General features: G+C 45.3%; 13 protein-coding genes. 3 read left to right on the plus strand and 10 right to left on the minus strand.

From position 1 onward, the window contains the following. Positions 1-154: 154 nt before the first annotated feature. Entirely contained in the window at positions 155-367 is a 213-nt protein-coding gene (locus DXN04_RS23205) for a hypothetical protein (RefSeq protein WP_116855786.1), read from the minus strand. Beyond that, positions 358-1,203 (minus strand): AraC family transcriptional regulator, encoded by an 846-nt coding sequence (locus DXN04_RS23210; RefSeq protein WP_116855787.1) that lies wholly within the window; start codon positions 1,201-1,203, stop codon positions 358-360. The genes DXN04_RS23205 and DXN04_RS23210 overlap by 10 nt, the downstream gene beginning before the upstream one ends. Before the next feature lie 353 nt (positions 1,204-1,556). Here DXN04_RS23210 and DXN04_RS35445 point away from each other — a divergent pair, with 353 nt between their 5' ends. Both DXN04_RS35445 and DXN04_RS23220 read left to right on the plus strand, forming a co-directional pair. Next, a complete protein-coding gene (locus tag DXN04_RS35445) occupies positions 1,557-3,455 on the plus strand; it encodes a sigma 54-interacting transcriptional regulator (protein ID WP_158569120.1) in 1,899 nt (632 codons plus the stop codon). A 140-nt stretch (positions 3,456-3,595) separates the two neighbouring features. After that, positions 3,596-4,495, plus strand: coding sequence for a helix-turn-helix domain-containing protein (locus DXN04_RS23220; protein WP_116855789.1), 900 nt, complete (start codon positions 3,596-3,598; stop codon positions 4,493-4,495). 79 nt (positions 4,496-4,574) lie between these two features. Here DXN04_RS23220 and DXN04_RS23225 read toward each other — a convergent pair whose 3' ends face one another. Continuing rightward, the gene (locus DXN04_RS23225) at positions 4,575-5,636 is read right to left on the minus strand and encodes an alpha/beta hydrolase (protein WP_233525667.1); all 1,062 of its coding nucleotides are present in this window, start codon (positions 5,634-5,636) and stop codon (positions 4,575-4,577) included. Between the two features lie 283 nt (positions 5,637-5,919). On the opposite strand from DXN04_RS23225, the gene DXN04_RS23230 reads away from it, so the two are divergent. Continuing rightward, positions 5,920-6,381, plus strand: coding sequence for a GNAT family N-acetyltransferase (locus DXN04_RS23230; RefSeq protein ID WP_116855790.1), 462 nt, complete (start codon positions 5,920-5,922; stop codon positions 6,379-6,381). 190 nt (positions 6,382-6,571) lie between these two features. Here DXN04_RS23230 and DXN04_RS23235 read toward each other — a convergent pair whose 3' ends face one another. The 7 genes from DXN04_RS23235 to DXN04_RS23265 form a co-directional block, all read right to left on the minus strand. Continuing rightward, positions 6,572-7,045: an RICIN domain-containing protein gene (locus DXN04_RS23235; RefSeq protein WP_116855791.1), complete on the minus strand. Its 474-nt coding sequence runs from the start codon at positions 7,043-7,045 to the stop codon at positions 6,572-6,574. A 242-nt stretch (positions 7,046-7,287) separates the two neighbouring features. Further along, positions 7,288-8,703, minus strand: coding sequence for an efflux transporter outer membrane subunit (locus DXN04_RS23240; RefSeq protein ID WP_116855792.1), 1,416 nt, complete (start codon positions 8,701-8,703; stop codon positions 7,288-7,290). A gap of 22 nt (positions 8,704-8,725) precedes the next feature. Next, complete coding sequence (locus DXN04_RS23245) at positions 8,726-11,893, minus strand: efflux RND transporter permease subunit (protein ID WP_116855793.1); 3,168 nt, start codon at positions 11,891-11,893, stop codon at positions 8,726-8,728. Positions 11,894-11,944: 51 nt separating this feature from the next. Then, positions 11,945-13,132: an efflux RND transporter periplasmic adaptor subunit gene (locus DXN04_RS23250; RefSeq protein WP_116855794.1), complete on the minus strand. Its 1,188-nt coding sequence runs from the start codon at positions 13,130-13,132 to the stop codon at positions 11,945-11,947. A gap of 386 nt (positions 13,133-13,518) precedes the next feature. Then, on the minus strand, positions 13,519-14,400 hold the full coding sequence (locus DXN04_RS23255; RefSeq protein WP_116855795.1) for a helix-turn-helix domain-containing protein: 882 nt from the start codon (positions 14,398-14,400) through the stop codon (positions 13,519-13,521). A 321-nt stretch (positions 14,401-14,721) separates the two neighbouring features. Further along, a complete protein-coding gene (locus DXN04_RS23260) occupies positions 14,722-15,156 on the minus strand; it encodes a MarR family winged helix-turn-helix transcriptional regulator (RefSeq protein ID WP_116855796.1) in 435 nt (144 codons plus the stop codon). A 96-nt stretch (positions 15,157-15,252) separates the two neighbouring features. Then, positions 15,253-17,376, minus strand: coding sequence for an endonuclease MutS2 (locus DXN04_RS23265; RefSeq protein ID WP_116855797.1), 2,124 nt, complete (start codon positions 17,374-17,376; stop codon positions 15,253-15,255). Between the last annotated feature and the right edge of the window lie 173 nt (positions 17,377-17,549).

The raw sequence follows: 17,549 nt of genomic DNA on the forward strand, positions 1-17,549 counted from the left end.
CTTTAATGGTATATTCAGTTCATACTATGAATTTACTAAACAAAAAGCGAATCGCCGCTGCCCTAAATGCAGCAGGACGATCCGCTATAATCCTGTAGCTGGTAAATCTTCCCTGGTATTATATCTCCAGCACTAATAAAATATCGTTAATCTTTTAATGGTTAATATACAGGCAATGTTGTAGCACTTTCAAGTCATTTTTTTTAGCATAAGCCAGCAGTTGATGCAGCAATTTCCGCCACTGCCCATTGCCGTCAAATACAATGAGTGTTTTGTTATTGATACGCACCAGGATTTCCGCGATGCGTTTACCTTTTTCGTCGATATAAAATACCCCATTGCCGTCTTTATCAATCTCTACCGCCACTGTTGCAAGACCTCCTTTTTGTAATTGGAGAAACTAAGGCCTGAAAAGTTCTTAAAGAATTTACTAAAATGAGCGATATCGTCAAAGCCCAGCTGATGTGCGATTTCCTTCATGCTTGCACCTGAATAGGCCGCCTGTCGCTTAGCCTCAAGGACCACCCTTTGGCGGATGTGATGACTGGCCGGAAAACCGGATACTTTCTTTACCATTTCATTCAGATGATTAGGAGTTACGGCTAACTCACCCGCATAGTCAGCCACCAGTTTACAACTCATGTATTTCTGGTCCACAATGCTGAAAAAGCGACTCACCAGATCGGTTCTTTTGCCCTGGAAATTCCGAATGCCATCCGGTGCATACTGACGGGTGAGATAGATGAGAAAAATGTTGAGAAAGCCTCTCAGAATTTCTGAACGGAGTAACAAATAGTTGTCATACTCCTTCAGCATTTTAATAACCATATCTTCCATTTCCAACCTGGTATTTTCATCCACTTTTAGCACCCATGAATGATAGGGTGCTCCTGCCTGAAAAATGAGGGATTTGTTTTCCACCGGCATCAGCAAAAACTCTGCGCTAAATGAAATCACATAACCTTTTGTATTTGCTTCAGGCAAAAACTGATGGATCTGCCCGGGCCGCAGACAATAAACATGACCGGGAACAATGTCGCGGGTTTCAAGGTCCACGCAGAAAGAGCCGGCTCCCTGCTGTACCCAGACAATTTCAAAACCCTGATGACGATGTGGCTTCTTGTCGTGTAAGCGGCCATTTTGTTGTAACCATTCCATAGTACGAACTTCAAAGAGGGGGGAATTATAAACCATCCTGGACATAAGGGTGTAGTTAATTGGGTTTCAAAAAAATAGTACGGTTTGCATTGCGGGCTATGAAAACAAATCATATACCACCCCATTAAATGGTTGTAAAACAATTAATTGATTTTTTTATCTCACGTGATTTTTTACTTTATTTAGTGAATTCACATTTTCAATTCACTCCATTTAGTGAGCCCCCTGTCCCTGAAATTTTCATTACTTTCACTCTACCGGATGACATCATGAGAAGCCAGACCAGCAAAGCTGCTTTAGACGACATTGACGCCATAAATCGACACATTACGAACATTAGCAATACAGTTACGCCAGTCAGCAGCAGAAGGCAATTAATGAATAGTATACAAATGGAGATGCGCAAAATCATTGATTTTGACTCGTCCTATATTGCTGTTTATAACCAGGATTACCTTTCCTGTACCTGCTGCACGGAGAACCTGCTGCCACAGGTAGCTGCCGGTATTCCCTCTGCACAGGCACTCCCCTGTACCGGCCCGGTCAAGCATTCCAAACCATTTACTTTCAGGTTTGATGAAGCGGGTAATGCCTTGTACGGACAATTGCCACTCGCGGCTATACACAGGGATAAGGGCTTTAAAACAGCCTGTATTATTCCCCTCATCATGCAGGGCGTATTAATGGGCTATCTCATGATCGCATCCCTGCATGATGATCATTTTCATCCTGCTCATTTAAGCATTTTTGAAAAAGTAGCCGGGCCTATTGCTACCGGAGTTTCCAATGTGTTGCTTTATGAAAAACTCCTGGTAGCCAGGGAGGAGAAAAACCAACTGTTAGCTATCAGCGAGGCCATGGCCACAGTCCGGGACAAAGATGCCCTTTTTAAAATGATGATAGACCGGATTCAGCCAATCCTTGGTTTTGATAGGGGGGCACAGATCTATACGATCAGTCAGGACAAGGCAACTGTTTTCTTTCCTGACGATTTTGCAAGCGATCCGGCCTTCCAGGAGATCGCAGCTTACGGGTTTCCCATCATAGGTTCCCCATTGGAAACGGTGCTGGCTACAGGGGAGATTTTCCCGATATATCGTGAATCCCCTTATAAAGATGCTTTAATAATAAGGATGATGGACCGCCTGCAGATCAATAGTGGGATCATGGCTCCCCTGCGGATAGGTGGTACCATTATCGGGAGTTTCCAGGTCTTCAGTTCAGGCAGGGAAGCATTAACCAAAGAACAATACCCGTTGTTTCAGGGCATTGCAGACCAGGTGGCACTGGCAGTACAGCACATCTCCCTGCAGGGCGAAGCACCGGTACCGCCTTCTCATTTCGAAGAAATCATCAGCAGGAGCAAAAAGCTCCTGGAGATCTTCCGGAATATCCAGTTGGTGAGCCGGACAGATACCACTGTATTGTTGCTGGGCGAAACCGGCACCGGCAAGGAACTCTTTGCCAAAGCCATTCACAACCTTTCTGCGCGGAAAGGGAAAACCCTGATCAAACTAAACTGTGCCGCCCTACCTGCACATCTGATAGAAAGTGAATTGTTCGGGCATGAACGTGGCGCTTTTACGGGTGCGATCGACAGGCGGATCGGGAAGTTCGAAATCGCAGATGGCAGCACCCTTTTTCTCGATGAAATAGGTGAATTACCGCTGGAACTACAGGCAAAACTGCTCAGGGCATTGCAGGAAAAAGAAATCGAAAGACTGGGCAGTAATAAGGTGATTAAGACAAATGTGCGGATCATCGCGGCAACTAACCGTGACCTTCAAAAGGAAGTCGCAGCAGGCCGGTTCAGGTCTGACCTGTATTTCAGACTGAACGTATTCCCTATCCTCCTACCGCCACTGCGGGAACGAAAAGAAGATATTCCCCTGCTGGCCAATCATTTCCTGCGAAAAATGGAGGAAAAACTAGGCCGGGAATTCCGGGGCATGAGCACTAAGGTGATCCAGGAACTCACCAATTATAGCTGGCCGGGAAATATCCGTGAACTGGAACATGTGATTGAACGCAGCGCTATTGTAACCAAAGGCAAGGTAATGACCAGTCTGCACCTGCCTCCTTTCCCGGAAGAATCTCCTTCTGCCGGGGTACAGCAATGGTCACTGAAAACCTGGAAGGAACATGAAAAAGAATATATCCTGCAGGCCCTTAATTTATGCAATGGCAGGGTGAGTGGGGCAAAAGGAGCGGCAAAGATCCTGGACATCCCCCCTACTACCCTGGAATCGAAAATGAGGAAATTAGGGATCCGGAAACAGCATTTTCCCATGGAATGAACAACGGTATATCGTACCAATTTTAACAATATAACGATATATCGTCAATTTCAAAAACAGGAATTTGACACAATCTACTGATTTACAAACACATACTCTTAGGCACAGGATATGAAGCCTTTAGGCAAACCATAGCTATCATGAAGTATCCTGAATATTTTCCCCTGCAGGAATTTAAACACAAGGAAGCAGATCTTCCTTTTGAGATTCATCCCTTCAACTGGGAGGATGAATCTGTCAGAACGCACAATGCCCTGCCTCACCGACAGAACTTTATTGAGATCATCTGGGTGACCAAAGGTCACAGCACCCTGATTGTTGATATGCAGAAACATGAAATGCCGGCTAACAGCGTATACTGTATTACCTCCGGACAAATCCACCAGCTGATCGGGAATGAACATACTGAAGGGTACATTTATCAGTTCACGGAAGACTTCCTGTATATGGGGGAGCATGAGTTTGACCTGATGTATCATTCGGGCTTATTCCAGGCGTTTTCGCGATCGGCAGGCATTGAAGTAGATAGCCAGATAGCGGTGGAAATGGAAGAGATTACCCTGAAAATGATGCGGGAAGCGGATAATTTGTATTTGCTGCGGACAGAGTTGATGCGCAGGTACCTGAAGATCTTCCTGATTTACCTGACAAGACAGTTGCGTGGAACACTGCAGACGACGATTCAGACGAGGAACATTGAATTGGTGGAGAAGTTTAAGAATATGGTGGAGGCGATGTTTAAGACTAAGAAGAAAGTTGCGGATTTTGCAAGAGAGCTGTCCGTAACCCCGAATTACCTGAATGAAATTGTGAAGAAAATTACGGGATATCCGGCGAGTCATCATATCCGGCAAAGAATTGTATTGGAAGCAAAGCGACAGGCTGCATATTCTGATGTGTGCATGAAGGAAGTGGCTTGGAACCTGGGCTTTTCTGATATCGCACATTTTAGCAAGTTTTTTAAAAATTCTACCGGCACAAACTTCTCTGATTTTAAGAAAGAGTGCCTGGTTTTTGCCACCACAACCAATGATATTTAGTACAGACCACATCGCTTTTACATGGGTAAAAGCGATGTGGTCTGAGTGCTTTGGCCAATGGCCGGATTTAAAATGAATATTATTTTAAAGAAGCTTTGATAAATGCACCTGCCTGCAACATTGCAACCTTTGTACTCGGCACTGTCGCCAGTGGATTCAGTAGCCCCCAGTCGTGAATGGTAGTGGAATATTCTACGAGTGTAGTCATTACACCTGCTTCATCTAGTTTACGTGCGTACGCAGCACCTTCGTCATGCAGTACATCGTTGCCTGCCACCATTACCAGTGCTGGTGGCAATCCCTGCAACTGCGCTGTAGTAGCCTGTAATGGAGAAGCATAAATTTCCTTACGCTTAGCGGCATCAGGCAGGTAGTTATCCCAGAACCACACCATCATCGATTTGGTGAGGAAACGGTCAGTCGCATATTTGTTATAAGATGCTGTTTCGAAGTTAGCATCTGTCACTGGCCAGAACATCAGCTGGAACTTAATTTCGGGTCCTTTCTTATCTTTGGCCATAAGGGCGACAACAGCAGTCATGTTACCACCTACGCTATTCCCGGCAATACCCAGTTTCTTACCATCAACATTGATTTCTTTACCATGCTCAGCGACCCATTTTGTAGCTGCATATGCCTGGTTGATGGCAACCGGGTACTTTGCTTCAGGAGATGGCGTATAATTAACAAATACCGCCACGGCACCAGAACCTACTACCAGATCACGAACCAGGCGCTGGTGTGTAGGGAAATCACCTAAGACCCATCCACCACCATGAAAGAACATGAATACAGGTAACTGACCTTTTACGCCTGCAGGACGAACGATGTTCAGTTGAATGGATTGACCATCTTCAGTAATTGTCTTTTCTGACACTTCGATACCAGACAGATCTACTTTTACAGAATTTTGTGCACCTGTCAGTACTGCGCGCGCGTCTTTTGGAGAGAGCGTTTCAAGAGGAGCTCCGCCACTGGAATTGAGAGCATGCAGAAAACTTTTCACACGGGTTTCAATGGCGGGGTCTTTGTCCGGATTAACCGGTGTAATGGTTTGTGCGCTCATGTTCATTGTTTTGAATGTAAGGGCTGTCATTAGCAGGAATGCAGCTGTTTTGTTCACCAGATTGATTTGTTTCACTTGTAGCTATTTAAATTGTAACAATACGTACAAAGCTAGGCCTGTATTGGGCGGAAGTCAATTGATAAATGCGGTATACCCTTGTACATTTCACTGTGGTGAAAATAACCAGTATCTGTACAGTGCTTTCGATAATTTATACAACAGTTGCGATAATGTGGCAATTGGTTATGGAGGCTCCCGGTCCTAGCTTTGATCAAATATTGCCTCCTGAATATCCAGAATCCACGTTTAGGTTAAATCGCTTCAGCATATAGTTAAAGCTTTTTTAAAAAATTAGATCATGAATACTTCATATAGATTAGCGCGGCTGATGGATGCTGAAGAACTCACCATAATGTCGATGGAACTATACTCTGAAATTAACAGCCGCAAAGACTTTACGGACAATAAGATTGTGGCCACACTCCGTTTCTATGAGCAACATAGCGATATGGGAGAAGTATTGATGATTGAATGTGACGGTGGCCTGGCGGGCTACTCCATTATATTCAGATTCTGGAGTCATGAATATGGGGGGCTGATGCTGGGTGTGGACGAGTTGTATATCAAGAAAAAGTATCGCAGATTAGGGACGGCAAGGCAGTTCATCGATATGCTGATTACGACGGAACGAAGCCATCCCCAGTTTGCGGGTATTGAGCTGGAAGCCCATATTAATAATACACTGGCAAATAAATTGTTTGCTTCAGTTGGCATTCCTCACAATGATAATGCGCATTACATAAAGCTGCTAAAGAAGTAAATCCCATAATCTGTACAAGTTATTCCTTTTAAATGCCATTGCAGGAATGTGGCAGGATGAGCATCTTTGTAGTACTTTTTAAATACGGATTAACCCGGAATTTTATCAAGTTGGCATTGGTTATCATCCGGCTGTTTCTGTCAAGGAATGGCCTCCTTTTTAATATCATTTTTGTTAAGAAATCTTCCATTTACATGGTCGGATGCTGCTCCACCAGGATCCAGGATTGGGATTTCAGGTCTTTCTTCTTCGCTGCCAATACAATATTATCTTCGCCTTGTGTAATGTACAACTCCGTTCCTTTCACCCGGATCAGGTAAGTGTTTTTCTCACCCGGCAGCAATTCATATTGCTGGTCTGCAATAGGCTGTTCTTCCAGGGTTACTCCTTCCGATGCTGCAGTTTTTGCCTGCAATGTCTTGCCGGAAAAAAGGTTTTTCAGCTGGTAGGTCTGACCTTCCACATTCCTGAAATCCCAGGTTACACATTTCCAGTTTACAGGAGAATAAGGAACGATGGGGGTTCCATTGGCGGTGTTTGCATCTTTAATACGGAGTACCATGCCGGAGGCTACGTTTTTAATAGCATAAGTTCCATGAATGGTTTGAGCAGACGTGGTGACAGTGGCAATAATGATGGCCAAAGTACAGAATAAGCTTTTCATGACAGATGGATTTTTCTATACCAAATATATAAAAAAGGCAGCGCCATACGGGGATATGGCGCTGCGGGTTAACAACAATTTATCTACCTATTACAACTGTTATTTATTATGACTAATTAGGACTGATTTCGGATTTGTGATTCGTGTATGAATTCCAGGTGTTTCAAAAATCAAGCAGTTCCCACGTCTTGTTTATTGTAAGGCGCGGGAACCCGTAAGGGGCCAGCAGCAGGATAACCATTTTACTGCCATCCACCACCTAAACTTCTATACAATTCCACACCTGCACTTAACTGCTGCCTGGTAATATCTGCCTGGGTCAGCTCAGCCTGCAATGAATTACCCTGTGCGGTTATTACTTCCAGGTAGTTAGCCATACCGCTACGGAACAATAACTGCGCATGACGGGTAGCCAGTTGGGTTGTTTCCACCTGCCGGGAAGCGATGGTCTGCTGTAATTTCAGCTTATCCAGTTTCACCAGTGAATTGCTCACTTCTCCTACTGCTTCCAATGCCAGCTGACGGAAACGGATCACTGCCTCTTCGCGCTGGATCTTTGCTACTTCCAGCTGAGTTTTCAGCTGTCTGTGCTGAAACAATGGCTGTGTCAGCCCGGCACCTGCCACACCAAACAATGAGGCCGGCAATGTAAACCAATCACTTGCTTTAAAAGCATTCAATCCTCCTGTTGCAGTGATGGTCAATGTAGGATACATGCTTCCCTGTGCCACTCCTACCTTTGCATTCGCAGCCACCAGTGCCATCTCTCCTGCTCTCACATCAGGACGCTTACTGATCATATTGGCAGGAATACCTACTGGCAATGCATCACGCATCAGGGTTGTGTTCAGTCGCTGGTTACGTGCTATAGTACCCGGCAGTTCACCAGTGAGGATCCGCAGGGTATTCTCCTGTATGGCCAATGCCTGCTCTAATTGAGGCACCAGCAATGCGGCTGTCTGCTGTTGGGCGATAGCCTGTTGAACACCCAGCTCTGTCACATCGCCCGCTGTCTTTTGCAGACGGATCATCTGTACAATTGTATCGCTCAGCGCCAGGCTGTTCTTAGCGGTCTGTAATTGCGCATCAAGCATCAGCAGATTATAATATGCATTGGCAATATCTGATACGAGGGTAGTTTGCACGGCATGTGCACCTTCGTAGCTTTCCAGATAGCTGGCCAGTGCCGCTTCTTTTTGTCTCCTGATCTTACCCCACACATCTATCTCCCAGGATACCGCTGCATTCAATGAATAATCTTCGATATGATCTGTACCCAGGAATGTTTTCAGACTTGTTCCATTCAAACTGTTATTTGAAGGGTTTGTTGTATTTGCTGTTACATTCAGGCTGGCAGTTGGCAACCAGGCTACCTTAGCTGCTTTTAGATATGCATCTGCTTCTTCTATCCGCTTCACGGCCAACTGTAAGTCATAGTTACCATTCAGCCCTGCGCTGATCAGTCTTTGTAAGGTCGTATCTGCAAAGAACTCCTTCCATGGCATAGCAGCAATGCTGGTATCCGAAGGGGCTTTGTCGTCGAATTGCTGCGGCAGTACCAGGGCAGGCTGTTTGTAGTCACGGCCCACCCGGCAGGCTGCCAGAATTGCACTTATAGCAATGAAGACGATTAAGACACTGATATATTTTTTAGTCATCACTTTTTTTACTTTAATTATTTTAATACTCTGCTGCTGTCGTCAGGTCTTCCTGTCTTACAGGTTTGCCACTGATGCGCTCCTGTATATATTGGAAGATGATGAACAGCACTGGTATCACGAAGATGCCGAGCAATACACCTGTCAACATTCCGCCTGCTGCTCCAAAACTGATGGAGCGGTTACCCTGTGCAGATGAACCCGTTGCTCTCATGAGTGGGGTCAGACCTGCGATGAATGCGAAGGATGTCATGAGGATCGGGCGCAGACGTAATTTAGCTGCTTCCAGTGCCGATGCCAGCAATCCCATTCCGCTCTTTCGCCGCTGCACGGCATATTCCACAATCAGGATGGCATTTTTAGCGAGCAAACCAATCAGCATAATCAAACCTACCTGTACATAGATATTGTTGTCGATACCTGCTATATTGATGAAGGCAAATACACCGAAGATACCCAGTGGAATAGAAAGGATTACTGAGAATGGCAGAATGTAACTTTCATATTGTGCTGAAAGCAGGAAGTATACGAAGATGAGACACAGCAGGAAGATAATACCTGCCTGGCCACCGGCTGCAATTTCTTCTTTGGTCATACCCACCCACTCGTAGGAGTAACCTCTTGGCAGGTATTGCGCCGCTACTTCTTCCACTGCCCTGATCGCATCACCGGAGCTATAACCCGGTTTCGGCTGACCATTAATAGATACTGCGTTGAAGAGGTTATTGCGGGTTACTGTTTCCGGGCCATATACTCTTTCCAGTTTTACCACGGAATTCATTGGCACCATTTCGCCTGTTTCATTCTTTACATACACTTCATCGAGTGAAGAAGGTTCTGCACGCGCAGGCACATCTGCCTGTACAATCACACGGTAATATTTACCAAAGCGGTTGAAGTCTGACGCATAAGTGCTACCATAATATACCTGCAGGGTTTGCAGGATGTCTGATACTTTTACACCCAGCTGTTTCGCTTTGCTCTCGTCAATCTGTACACTGTACTGAGGGTTACCGGCATTGAAGGTAGTGAAGGCAAAAGCAATCTCCTTACGCTTCATCAGTTCACCGATGAAACCATAAGAGGTATTCGCCAGTTTATCCAGTGGTCCACCGCTACGGTCCTGCAAAATTACTTCGAAACCATCTACGTTACTGAAACCTGGTACAGTCGGCATGTTGAACATGAAGATATTGGCTTCAGGAATTCCTGCCAGTGCGCCCTGCATCATGCCCATTACGGCTTTGAGGTCTTTCACCTGTCCACGCTGTTGGAATGGCTTAAGTTTTACGAAACCTACACCATATGCGGAACTATAGGAACTAGTGATGATGTTGAAACCGGATATGCTCAGGTAAGCGTTTACTGACTGGAAGTCGTGCATGATCTTTTCGACCTTGCCTACTACTTCTCTTGTGCGCTGTAAGGAGGCACCAGGAGGCATGGTTACGGAATATACCACGAAGCCATTGTCTTCAGTAGGAATAAACCCTGTAGGCGTACGTTTTACCAGGTATACCGTTACTGCGGTAATGATGGCCAGGCCACCTATTGCAATCCATTTACGTCTTACCAGGAAACGGAGACTATTAATATATTTAGCGGTTACTGCATTGAAACCGGTATTGAATGCATTGAAGAAACGACTACCAAAACCCATTGCTACGTGCTTTGGCTGATGTTCATCTCCGTGATGCTTATTCTTCAATAAGAGGGCACAAAGTGCAGGACTCAGGGTCAACGCATTCAATGCAGAGATCAGGATGGCGATAGCCAGCGTAAAGGCGAACTGACGATAGAATACCCCTGCAGGGCCCTGCATGAAGCCAACGGGTACGAATACCGCAGCCATAACGAGGGTGATAGAGATGATTGCACCTGATATTTCCTGCATACTGGTGATAGTTGCATTGCGGGGCGACATATTGATGCGCTCCATTTTTGCGTGCACCGCCTCGACGACGACGATGGCATCATCCACCACGATACCGATAGCCAGTACCAGTGCAAAGAGGGTGAGCAGGTTGATGGTAAAACCAAATAGCTGCATGAAGAAGAAGGTACCTATGATTGCTACCGGCACTGCGATAGCAGGAATCAGTGTAGAACGGAAATCCTGTAAGAAGATGAATACAACGATAAATACCAGTATAAATGCTTCCAGCAGGGTATGTTTTACCTGATCGATAGATTCATCCAGGTATTCCTTGGTGCTGTAGATATTGAAGTATTCCACGCCTTTGGGGAATTGCAGGGATGCTTTTTTCATCAGGGCATTGGCAGCTACCTGGATATCATTTGCGTTTGAACCGGCAGTCTGATAGATAGCTATACCAATACCGTATCTCCCATTCACCTTGGTGTCACTGCTATATGTAAAGGAACCGAACTCCACCCTGGCCACGTCTTTCAGGCGTAGCAGGGAACCATCTGCGTTTGCTTTCAGCACCATGTTCTCATAGTCTTGATGCTGGTTCAGTTTTCCTTTGTATTTCAATACATACTCAAATGCCCTGTCACTGCTTTCACCGAAACGGCCTGGAGCAGCTTCGATATTCTGCTCATGGATAGAGTTGAGTACATCCTGTGGAGAAAGGTTGTTGGCAGCCAGGCGATCAGGATGCAGCCAGATACGCATAGAGTAATCTTTAGCACCGAATACCATGGCCTGACCTACCCCTGTGATACGTTGTAATTCAGGAATGATGTTGATCTTTGCATAGTTCTGCAGGAATTTTTCATCATACTCTGGTGTATTGCTCATCAGGTTCACCACCATAATCATACTGTTCTGTTTCTTCTCTGTGGTGATACCTGCGCTTACTACTTCTGAGGGTAGCAGGGCGGTTGCTTTCGAAACGCGGTTCTGCACGTTTACAGCGGCCAAATCCGGGTTTGTGCCCAGTTTAAAGTATACGCTCAGGGTCATGGAGCCGTCGTTGTTGGATGTGGAGGTCATGTAAGTCATGTTCTCCACACCGTTCACGGCTTCTTCGATTGGCGTAGCTACGGAACGGGCGACTACTTCGGCGTTAGCGCCGGGGTAGGATGCTGTTACGGCCACGCAGGGAGGGGCGATGTCCGGGAACTGTGTAACCGGTAAGGTTAGTAGTGATAAGATTCCCAATAGTACCAGCAGGATGGAGACCACCGTTGCGAGTACAGGCCTTTCTATAAATCTTCTTAACATAATTTTTTTTTGTTTTTTTTAAAATGGAAAATGCTTAAAAAAGCTTTCCACTTACAATGGCTTAACCTTCAGCAGGCTATCCAAACTTATTGGCTGTGGGGTAATTACCGCGCCATCCTGCAATCTTCCTAATCCTGCATATACAATACTTTCGCCGGCCTGCAGTCCTTTTTCCACAAAGTAGTAAGCACCATTTTTACCGGAGATGGTAATTGGTTTGCTCGCTACTTTATTGCTGTCGCCTACTGTGAATACAAATACTTTGTCCTGCAGCTCAAAAGTCGCTTCCTGTGGCACCAGCAGTGCAGCAGAAAGTTGTTCCGGAATACGTACTTTACCGGTATTTCCAGAGCGGAGCAGACCAGCACTATTGGGGAATGAAGCACGGAAGCTCACTGCACCCATAGTTTTGTCGAACTGACCTTCCATAGTTTCTACATGACCTTTTTCGGAATAGATGCTATTGTCAGGCAGTACCAGTTCTACAGCAGGTAATTGTTTTACTTTGTCAGCGACGGTATTACCAGCTATTTTATTTTTGAATTTGAGAAAGTCGATTTCACTCATGGAGAAATAAGCATACACTTCATTTACATCTGATAATAATGTAAGTGGCTGTGTTTCTCCACGACCCACCAGGCTACCGGTTTTGAAAGGAATACGACCGATGTAACCACTTACCGGAGCGGTGATGAGGGTATATCCTACATTGATGCGGGCATTGCTAACATTGGCCTGTGCCTGTGCTACGTTGGCCTTTGCGGCCTGGTAAGCAGCGTTGGCAGTTTTCAGCTGAACGTCCGATACCACATTGTTTTGCACGAGTGGTGTAAGGCGGTTTACTTCAACCAGTGCTTTTTCTTCATTGGCCTGTGCGGCTAATAAGAGTGCAGATGCATTGCTGAGTTGTTCCTGGTAAGGGCGGTCGTTGATACGGAATAAAGGCTGGCCCGCTTTTACATAGGCACCTTCATCAACAAAGATTTTGTCGAGGTATCCATCTACCTGAGGGCGGATTTCAACGTTTACCTTTCCTTCTAAAGTTGCGTTGTACTCGCGGTAAGTAGTAGCAGGAACGGCAGCTACTTTCAACACTGGCAGTACGGCTGCCGGCTGACCTGCATTTTCCGGCTTTGCAGAAGAAGAGGCACATGATGAAAGGAACGCAACAATGATGATACTATAAAGAAGACCCACTGGTCCATGTTTTTTGTGCGCTTGTTGTAATAAGTAATTCATAAAAATTGTTCGTTTTAAAAAAAGTATGGCAATAGCGTGCCACGCCGCCAGTGGCGGAAAATCAGGCAAAAAATCTCCCCGCCCGCTATTTACGGGTACCCAGGCAAAAAACCTCCCATTACGGTTGTTACCGGTTATTTAAATAACGACAGCCATCGGAGATAGAAAGATCAGCCCTCCCGCCTGTACCGGGAAGCCAGATAACAAAGTTTTTGATTGGTTACTGCTAAGAGAAACTTATGAACAGGTTAGCAGGAGAAATTTAGATACTTCATGTGCTAGTGGTTTTTAAGGACAACATTGTTTCAACGTCATCATGTTATGATTATTATAACCTTACAAAAGTACAATGAGAATCAAGGATGTTCATTAAACTAATCGCGGTATTAATTGTACTTTTCCCGGATACTCTTTTGGAAGGTCGCAGGCGTATATCCCGTATGTTTTTTAAAGAAACGATTGAAATAGCCATCGTCCTCAAACTTAAGCTCCCACGCTATTTCCTTGATTGTATGTTCTCCGTAAAACAACAATCGTTTCGCCTCCATAATCCGCTTCTCGTCAATTATCTGCTTGGCAGTTTTACCCAACACAGCTTTAATTGTATCATTCAGATGACCCGGGGTTACGTACAACATATCCGCATAATGCGCTACCTGCGTTTTGTCCTTATAATGTACATCAGACAATTCGTCAAACTGACGAACAATGCGGTTCGGCAGCGTGTCCGTTTGCATCGCAGCAATGTCACGTTGTGGTAAACGGGAAATAGCGGCTATCAGGGAATGCAGCAAATTGCGGATAATCAGTTCGCGCAATGGCTGGCTGGATTCCATCTCTTTCAGCATGAGCCTTGCGAATCCCATAAGGTCTTTCAGTTGAGTATCTGTCAGCTCAATCACAGGTGTACCACACACACATCCCCAGCAGATAGGACTACCTAATCCGGTTTCATTCACCAGAAATTCCTGGGAAAAAATGATATTAACGACCTCGCATAAACTATCCCCGGTGTGCTGATGCACCTGATCAGGATACAACATCACGACTGCAGGACCCTTGACAGTGTATTTTTCAAAGTCAATGTATTGAGTTGTTTCGCCTGATAGCACCAGCGTAATACTGAAATGCTTACGGCGGTGCGGTTCTTTCAGATCTTCTGGTTGTACCAGGTAGGTAGTTCGGTTGATAAAAAACCCTTTCAAAGGATTTTGTAAATCAGCGCAATCGTCAACATTATAAACTGGTATGACTACATTAGTCTTCATATCACATTCAGTTTAGTCGTTAAAAAGAGGAGGGCTCAGTTGTAAAAGTTCAGAGGCTTGCCATTCTAGCTACAGAAAAGGCATGGATTAATTAGTCGGCAGGATTGTAATCAGTAGATGATTAGCAGATGATATCTATTACATAGTGCGACAAAAATATACTTTACATTTCATTTTTCATCGAACTATTTTTACATGATAAATATATTTATATCTGCGATTATAATTAGCCGGCTAATTAAATAAGTAAAAAATAATATTTTTTACCCCATTATTACCTCATGAATTAAGCAGTCTCCCTGCATGAAATACGTAAAAATGTTATTTCTTCAGATTTTCCAATACCTGCATGAGCAGTCGTTTTAAGATAATCTTTTCTTCCGTACTTAGTCCTTCTACCATTTGTTGTTCCAATTGGTTCCAGGTTTGTTCTGTGATATTCATAGCGGCTTCCTTACCTTTTTCAGTAAGGGAGACGCGGACTGCGCGTTGGTCTGTACAGCATTTTTCTTTTACCAGGAAGCCATTTTTTTCGAGACGGTCAGCCATCCGGGTGACGGTAACGGGCGTGACTTCCATATTAGTAGTCAAATCACTGAGCATGATGCCGTTGTGACATAGGACCTGCTGGAGGAAGATCTCCTGGCCCGCATGCAGATTGTATGCGGCAAGCATTTGATTCCCCTTGTTCCTGTGCGCTTTTCCGATTTGTACCAACAGGTGACCCAGGGTACTGCACATAAGCGGTTTGTTCATGAGGCAAATATAATAATTAGCCGGCTAAATAAAAGGATATTCAAAAAAAAACGCCTTTACATATAGTAAAAGCGTTTTTTTTATGAAATTATCAAATTACCTGGCTGCCGGTTCCTTTTCCTTTGGCCTTTCCTTTACCAAGATCAGATCCGCCAGCGGCACATTCATAGGGATATTTCCCAATTTCACGATCCCGCGCTTATCCCTGATCTCGATGAGCTTGCCCACCTGACCATTGGTTTTGATCTTTACCAGGTCATTCAGCTGCAAATCGCTGCCTATTACTTCCTGGAATTTATCCTGCACCTTCTTCTCCAGCTTGTCATTAATTGCCTTCTCACGCTTCCTGAACAGCAAGGCCTCCGCCTGCTTCATCACCTTCTGCTTATCATCAGAACGCTTCCACTCTATCACTATCTGCTTCATCTTGCGCTCCATATCCTTCAGATAGGCCAGTTCGTCCTCCTTAATTTTATTCTGGAGTTTCAGCATGCCGAACTGCTGGTTCTTCCTTTCTTTGTCAGAAAGCACCTCATACTCGCGCTTCAGGCGCTCGTTTTCACGCAGTAACTGCTGTAATTCCTTCTCTTTCGCTTCCACTTTCTGCAGATCCTGTTCTGCCTTGTTCAGGAGCTTATCCAGCTGGAAGTGGCCTTCATCCACCAAATTCCTGGCCCTGTTGATCAGGGAAGGATGCAGACCGATCCGCTGTGCAATCGAGAATGTATACGAGCTACCCGGCTTACCTACAATCAGTTTGTACATCGGCGACAGGTTTTGCTCATCAAAGCCCATCGCACCGTTAATGATCCCTTTCACTTTGTTTGCCATTACCTTCAGGTTCAGGTAGTGGGTCGTTACAATACCAAAGGCATGCTTCTTCGCCAGTTCCTCCATGATCACCTCCGCAAAGGCACCACCCAGGTTCGGGTCAGAACCACCTCCCAGCTCATCGATAAAGAAGAGGGTCTTACCGTTCGCATTCTCTATGAAATATTTCATGTTCTTCAGGTGCGAACTATAGGTACTCAACTCAAACTCGAGCGACTGGGTATCCCCGATATGAATCATCAGTTGCCTGAAAATACCAATCTGGGAACTTGGGTGTACCGGAACAAGCAGCCCTGCCTGCAGCATCAGCTGAATCAGCCCGACTGTTTTCATGGTTACCGTTTTACCACCGGCATTCGGACCACTGATCACCAGGATATGATTATTGTTGTCCAGCGTGAGATTGATGGGAATAGTCGGTTTCGTATTGCGGCGGTTGTACAACAGCAACAAGGGGTGATACGCATCTACCAGGTGGAGTTGCGCACCTGGTGTGAGCATGGGGTAATTACCATCCATATCCAGGGCCAGCTTGGCTTTTGCACGGATAAAGTCGTAAGTACCGAGTATGATGTGGTAGTTGTTCAACAGCGCTGAATGTTTAGAAAGATCGGCCGTCAGGGTACGCAAAATCTTGTACACCTCACGGTTCTCATCCCTTTCCAGGGCCGCCACATCGTTATTCAGTTCAATGGTTTCTTCCGGCTCTACGAATGCGGTACGGCGGGTATCGGACTCCCCGTGAAGAATACCTTTTACCATACGCTTGTTCTCCGCATAGATAGCCACTACCCTTCTGCCATTCAGAAAAGCTTCACCAGTATCCGCGAGATAACCCAGTTTACTGAGTTTAGACAAACTACGGTCGAATACACGACGCAGTTCATTCCGCTTGCGGAACAGGGACATACGGATCCTGGACAACTCCGGAGTCGCGTTATCCCTGACCATTCCTGCCTCATCCAGAATTTCATCGATGATCAGGATGATCTTCTTTTCGTAGTGGGTATGTGTGATCACCTCGAACAGACCTGCATAAGTAACACGCCTGTCATGATCAAAAAAGCGCACTATGCTGCCCATGCTTTCGGCCAGCTTGCGCAATTGCATTACCTGCTCGCCGCTCAAAACGGCTCCCTGGATGCCCAGAAGGCGCAGTTCATTTTTCAGGTTCAGTACATAATCGTTGGGAAAATGTTCCTGCAGCAGGGTGAGCTGCTTATATTCGTGCGCCTGCTGTAATGCCGTTTTTACGTAGTCTATGTGGGTATGTAAACGCAGTTCCTGCGCCATTTCTTTACCCAGCTCCGTCTTACAATGTTCCTCCAACAAGGCCTGTACCTTGTCGAATTCCAGCTGTACTAACGCTGAATCGGGAAAATACTTCATCTTATATTTAATTCCATACAAAGCCTGTGGTTACATAGCACAGGCGGTTAAAATTGGCTTTTAGCCTTCAAAAAGAATGTTAAAGTTAATTAACTTGGCGATCTGTTACATCAACATTATCGTAATTTAACTTGTTAGGGGTCGAAGTCGTTATACGTACAAAACTACTCCAA

The sequence above is a fragment of the Chitinophaga silvisoli genome (assembly GCF_003412465.1).
In the GTDB taxonomy this organism is placed as follows: domain Bacteria; phylum Bacteroidota; class Bacteroidia; order Chitinophagales; family Chitinophagaceae; genus Chitinophaga; species Chitinophaga silvisoli.

What these genes read in the sequence shown, in the direction of transcription:
- DXN04_RS23230 (WP_116855790.1), top strand. Translation starts at nt 5,920, where the DNA reads ATGAATACTTCATATAGATTAGCGCGGCTGATGGATGCTGAAGAACTC.
- DXN04_RS23240 (WP_116855792.1), bottom strand. Translation starts at nt 8,703, where the DNA reads ATGACTAAAAAATATATCAGTGTCTTAATCGTCTTCATTGCTATAAGT.
- DXN04_RS23210 (WP_116855787.1), bottom strand. Translation starts at nt 1,203, where the DNA reads ATGTCCAGGATGGTTTATAATTCCCCCCTCTTTGAAGTTCGTACTATG.
- DXN04_RS35445 (WP_158569120.1), top strand. Translation starts at nt 1,557, where the DNA reads ATGCGCAAAATCATTGATTTTGACTCGTCCTATATTGCTGTTTATAAC.
- DXN04_RS23235 (WP_116855791.1), bottom strand. Translation starts at nt 7,045, where the DNA reads ATGAAAAGCTTATTCTGTACTTTGGCCATCATTATTGCCACTGTCACC.
- DXN04_RS23265 (WP_116855797.1), bottom strand. Translation starts at nt 17,376, where the DNA reads ATGAAGTATTTTCCCGATTCAGCGTTAGTACAGCTGGAATTCGACAAG.
- DXN04_RS23260 (WP_116855796.1), bottom strand. Translation starts at nt 15,156, where the DNA reads ATGAACAAACCGCTTATGTGCAGTACCCTGGGTCACCTGTTGGTACAA.
- DXN04_RS23255 (WP_116855795.1), bottom strand. Translation starts at nt 14,400, where the DNA reads ATGAAGACTAATGTAGTCATACCAGTTTATAATGTTGACGATTGCGCT.
- DXN04_RS23250 (WP_116855794.1), bottom strand. Translation starts at nt 13,132, where the DNA reads ATGAATTACTTATTACAACAAGCGCACAAAAAACATGGACCAGTGGGT.
- DXN04_RS23220 (WP_116855789.1), top strand. Translation starts at nt 3,596, where the DNA reads ATGAAGTATCCTGAATATTTTCCCCTGCAGGAATTTAAACACAAGGAA.
- DXN04_RS23245 (WP_116855793.1), bottom strand. Translation starts at nt 11,893, where the DNA reads ATGTTAAGAAGATTTATAGAAAGGCCTGTACTCGCAACGGTGGTCTCC.